This is a genomic window from Achromobacter sp. 1011791174, assembly GCF_059760925.1.
In genome coordinates this window covers 1-3,991 of the sequence record NZ_JCBANH010000180.1, presented here as the reverse complement: position 1 = coordinate 3,991, position 3,991 = coordinate 1, and the positions used below count along the sequence as shown (strand labels likewise).

Genomic DNA, 3,991 nt, shown 5'->3' with positions numbered 1-3,991 from the left:
CCCTTCAAGGCGCGCGGGCCGCAACGCTTTCATTCCACCGCCAGCTCTTCCCAGCCCAGCTCGCGCGTGCGCGCCAGCGCCTCGGTGACTTGCCGCGCCGCGTCGCGCGCGGCCTCGGCCAGGGGCTGGCCGGCCAGCAGCGCGGCGGTGATCGCGGCCATGAATACGTCGCCGGTGCCATGCACCGACGGCGGAATGGCGATCTCCGAATGGCTGACCACCGTGACCTCATCGCGCGTCACCACGGCCAGGCGCAGCGTGCCGGGCTCGGCCTGGGCCGGCGCGGCGCTGGTGGCCACGATCCAGCGCGGGCCGCGCGCGATCAGTTCGCGGGCGGCGGCGACCACCTCGTCCAGCGAGCCCAGCTTGCGGCCGACCAGCAGCTCCAGCTCGAAATGATTGGGCGTCATGCCGTCGGCATGCGGCACCAGCAGGTCGCGGTATTGCGCGACCAGGCCCTCGTTCACGTACAGCCCGTCGTTGCGGTCGCCCATGACCGGATCGATATGCACCTGGATGTCGGGCCGGGCGGCGCGCAGCGCCGGCAGCCAGCGCGCCAGCGCGTCCGCCTGGGTCGGCTGGCCCAGGTAGCCGCAGACCACGGCCCGCGCCACGCGCGTCACGCCCCGGTCTTCCAGACCCTGCAACAGGCCGTCGAACCAATCCATGGGCACGGCCCCGCCGTGCAGCGTCGGATAGTGCGGCGTGTTGCTCAGGATCACGGTGGGCACGGCCAGCGCGCGCCAGCCGGCCTTGCGGAACACCGGCATGGCGGCGTTGTTGCCGACGCAGCCATAGACGACCTGGGATTGGATGGAAATGATGTCCACCTGGACGGTGGCGGCGGGCAGCGCTGCGCCTGGCGTTGGGGCAGCGGAAATTGCGGTCATGCTGCAAGCTCCTCGGGGGAACGGATAGGGGATCGCCGCCAGCCGGCGGCGTCCGCTTATTCTAGTCCCGCCCCCGGCTACTCTCCCGGCCGGGCCGTGACCAGCCAGCCGGCGCCATCCAGCACGGCGCTGTCCAGCCCCGTCAGATGCGGCAGATAGGGATAGGCCAGCGCCGACACGATCTGGCATTGCGCCAGCTGCTGGTGCTCGGCATTGAGCAGGTACTGCAGGCCGCCCGCCGCCGACGGCACGCGCAGCAGCGCGGTCTCGCCGCGCGCCAGCCAGGCATTGCCCAGCGCGCGCGTGGCCTGCAGGTCGGTGAGCCAGTTGGCCGGCGCATCGCTGTCCTGTATCGCGCTCTCCGGCGCGACGACCTCCAGCAGGAAGTAATGGCGCGGCAGCGCGCGCGGGTGCGCCACCTCGGCCTGGGCCAGCCGCGCGAACACGGCGGCGGCCGGACTGGCGTCCAGCACCACCACCGGCGCGCCGGGGCCATGCCAGCGGCCTGGCGGCCTCCCGCGGGGCCGCAGGTCCTGGCTGTTGCTCAAGCGCCAAAGCGCGATCATGGGCCGTTTCCTTCGTCTATGTTGACCAGCCATTGCTCGATCATCGCCGCATACCGGCCGTACTGGCACAGCAGCAGCGGCACCCGGCCGTGCAGGCGACGCTTGGGCTGGCACAGCCAGCGGTGCGCCAGCTCGCGCTCGCCGAAGACCAGCTCGGCCAGCCACGCGACCCGCAGCGCGCGATAAAGCACGCGCAGGTCGGCCAGGTCCAGGCTGGCCTCGCGCGCCGCCTCCCGCGCGCGGCCCGGCTCGGCTTCCGGCACCAGCGGGAACCATCGGCGCATCTCGTCGGAAAAGGTGGCGCGCAGCGCCTGAATCAGGGCCGCCGCGCTCTGGACGCTGACGGGCGGATCAGCCTGGCCCAGCGCCTGCAGCAGCCTGTCATCCAGGCGCCGCGCCAGCGCGGGCACAGGCTCCGGCGCCTCAGGGCTTGGCGCTCGCGACGGCGCCGCCGGCCGCCGGGGCGGCCGCGGTTTGCTCGAAGGCGGCATTGAGGGCCGCGCCATCGATACTGACGGTTCCCGCATTCAGCAAGCCCTCCAGATAAGCGCGCGCGGCAAGTTCCTGACGCTGGCTGCGCAGCGCGGCGCGCAGTTCGCCCTTGACCTGATCGAACGGAGTCACGCTGGCCGGACGCAGGTCCGCCAGCTTCAGGATATGAAAGCCCGCGGCGGACTGCACCGGGGCCGACACGTCGCCGGTCTTGAGTTGCTCGACCGCCGGGCGCATCTCCGGCGTCAGCTGGGCCAGCGGCAAAAAGCCGATGTCGCCGCCCTGTTCGCGGCTGCTGGCATCCTGCGAATTGGCGCGCGCCAGCGCGGCGAAATCGGCCTTGGGCGCCTGGGCCCGCTTGACCAGTTCCTGCGCCTGCTTGCGCGCGGCGGCCACGGCCTCGGCGTCGCCCAGCGGGGCCGGCAGGAAGATCTGGCTGACGCGGTACAGCGCGGGCTGGGCCAACTGCGGCTTGGCGCGCTCATACGCGGAGGCCAGGTCGGCCTCGGTCGGATAGTCGTCGGGCGCGCGGCTGACGGATTCCAGGTAGCTCTGCATCAGGATCTGTTCCTGCGCCGCCTGGAAAGCGCGCTTGACCTCGGGCTTGTCCTGCCACCCCTGCACCCGCGCCTGTTCGATCAAGGCCTTCTCGGCGAGCCGGGCGCGCAGCCATTGATCCAGGCCCGCGCGATTGTCCTTGAGCTGCGCGCGCGACTGCGCCGGCCGCGCCGGCGACCAGCAGCACGGCGGCGGCGATACGGACTTTCGTGGGCTGTTTCAGGATGCTGTTCATGGTCTGTCTCACAAGCTGGCAAGCGCTCGCGGCGGGCGGCGGACACGGACCGGATCCGCCATCGCGGACGCCGGCCCGGGGCGCCGCCCCGCGGGCCTTAGTGCGTCGTCGGCTCGGCCGCGGATTCGGCCTGCGCCTCGGACAGCGATTCCTGGGACTGCCCGGCTTCCTCGCCGGCGCCCGGCGTGGCGTTGGCGCGCAGGAACAGCAGGAATTCCTGCAGCAGGCGGTCCCACAGTTCGGTGGTGGCGAGCAGATAATTCTCGGACACGCCGCCGGCCACGATCACGTCCAGTTCCAGCACCAGGAAGGCGCCTTGCACGGTCAGCCGGGCGAAGCGCTTTTCCACGTTCCAGCGCTCGGCCAGGCCGGCCGGCAGCTCGCCCTGCACGCGCAGCGCGCAGCTCAGCGTGTAGTCCAGGAACTGGCCTTCCGGCAGGGCCGGGTTGCCCATGCGCGCGGCAAAGCCCACGCCCTGGCTGGCGCTGAGCAGCTGCACCATGCCGTTCTGCTCGGACACGGTGACGCGGTAGCCGGCCGATTGCAGCACTTCCTGCAGGCGTTCGGCGCTCACGTCGAGAATCAGGTTGGAGTCGGTCATCGTCATTTCCTTGCGGGTTTATTTGGTTTGGGCCTGCATCGCTGCCGAGGCCGGGACCTGCGCGTCGTACAGCTTGTCGCCGTACTCCTGCGCCTGTTCCTCGAACTTCACGCGCGCACTGCGGGCGAAGGGCTGGCGCATGGCCATCATGTCGCCCGTGCTGACGCGCTCGTAGGCATTCAGGATGTCCTTGCCGGCCTGGTACATCTCGCGGTTCTTGGCCACGCAGCTCTTGACCTGCTCGTCGCGCTGGGCCAGCGCGCCGGCCAGCTTGGCGCGCTCGCTTTCCTTGGTGCGCGCCAGGACCAGCAGCTCGTCGTAGGCGCCCTTGAACTTGCCCAGCTGGGCGTTGCTGGCGGCGATCTGCGACTGGGCGCTTTCCAGCACGGCGCTCTGCTGCTGCGACAGCTTCTCGGCCTGGCCCTGGGCGCGGGCAAGCTGACCGCGCAAGGCTTCCAACTCCTTCTGCGCCGCGTCGCGCTGCGCCTCGGCCGCCGCCTTGGCGGCGTTGACCTGGGCCTGCTCGCTCTGCATCTGCTGCAGCTGCTGCGTGGTGCTGCGCAGCTGCGCGCGCAGCTTCTCTTCCATGCTTTCGGCTTGCGCGGCGCCGCCCAGCGTCAGGCCCGCGGCGCACAGCGCCGCCATGGCC

6 protein-coding genes are annotated in these 3,991 nt (G+C 71.3%); all 6 read right to left on the bottom strand.

Annotated elements, in window-relative coordinates:
• Window positions 1–29: 29 nt before the first annotated feature.
• Window positions 30–890, bottom strand: coding sequence for a pyridoxine/pyridoxal/pyridoxamine kinase (gene pdxK / locus AC6LJ5_RS30020; RefSeq protein WP_498142421.1), 861 nt, complete (start codon window positions 888–890; stop codon window positions 30–32).
• Between the two features lie 77 nt (window positions 891–967).
• Entirely contained in the window at window positions 968–1,456 is a 489-nt protein-coding gene (locus tag AC6LJ5_RS30015; RefSeq protein WP_498142420.1) for an RES family NAD+ phosphorylase, read from the bottom strand.
• On the bottom strand, window positions 1,453–1,866 hold the full coding sequence (locus AC6LJ5_RS30010; protein ID WP_233772517.1) for an MbcA/ParS/Xre antitoxin family protein: 414 nt from the start codon (window positions 1,864–1,866) through the stop codon (window positions 1,453–1,455). Before AC6LJ5_RS30010 ends, AC6LJ5_RS30015 begins: the two co-directional genes overlap by 4 nt.
• A gap of 13 nt (window positions 1,867–1,879) precedes the next feature.
• On the bottom strand, window positions 1,880–2,590 hold the full coding sequence (locus AC6LJ5_RS30005) for a peptidylprolyl isomerase (protein ID WP_498142419.1): 711 nt from the start codon (window positions 2,588–2,590) through the stop codon (window positions 1,880–1,882).
• Window positions 2,591–2,838: 248 nt separating this feature from the next.
• Window positions 2,839–3,342, bottom strand: coding sequence for a YbjN domain-containing protein (locus AC6LJ5_RS30000; protein ID WP_103275592.1), 504 nt, complete (start codon window positions 3,340–3,342; stop codon window positions 2,839–2,841).
• Between the two features lie 18 nt (window positions 3,343–3,360).
• A partial coding sequence (locus tag AC6LJ5_RS29995) for a DNA repair protein (protein ID WP_498142418.1) occupies window positions 3,361–3,991 on the bottom strand: 631 nt, incomplete at its 5' end.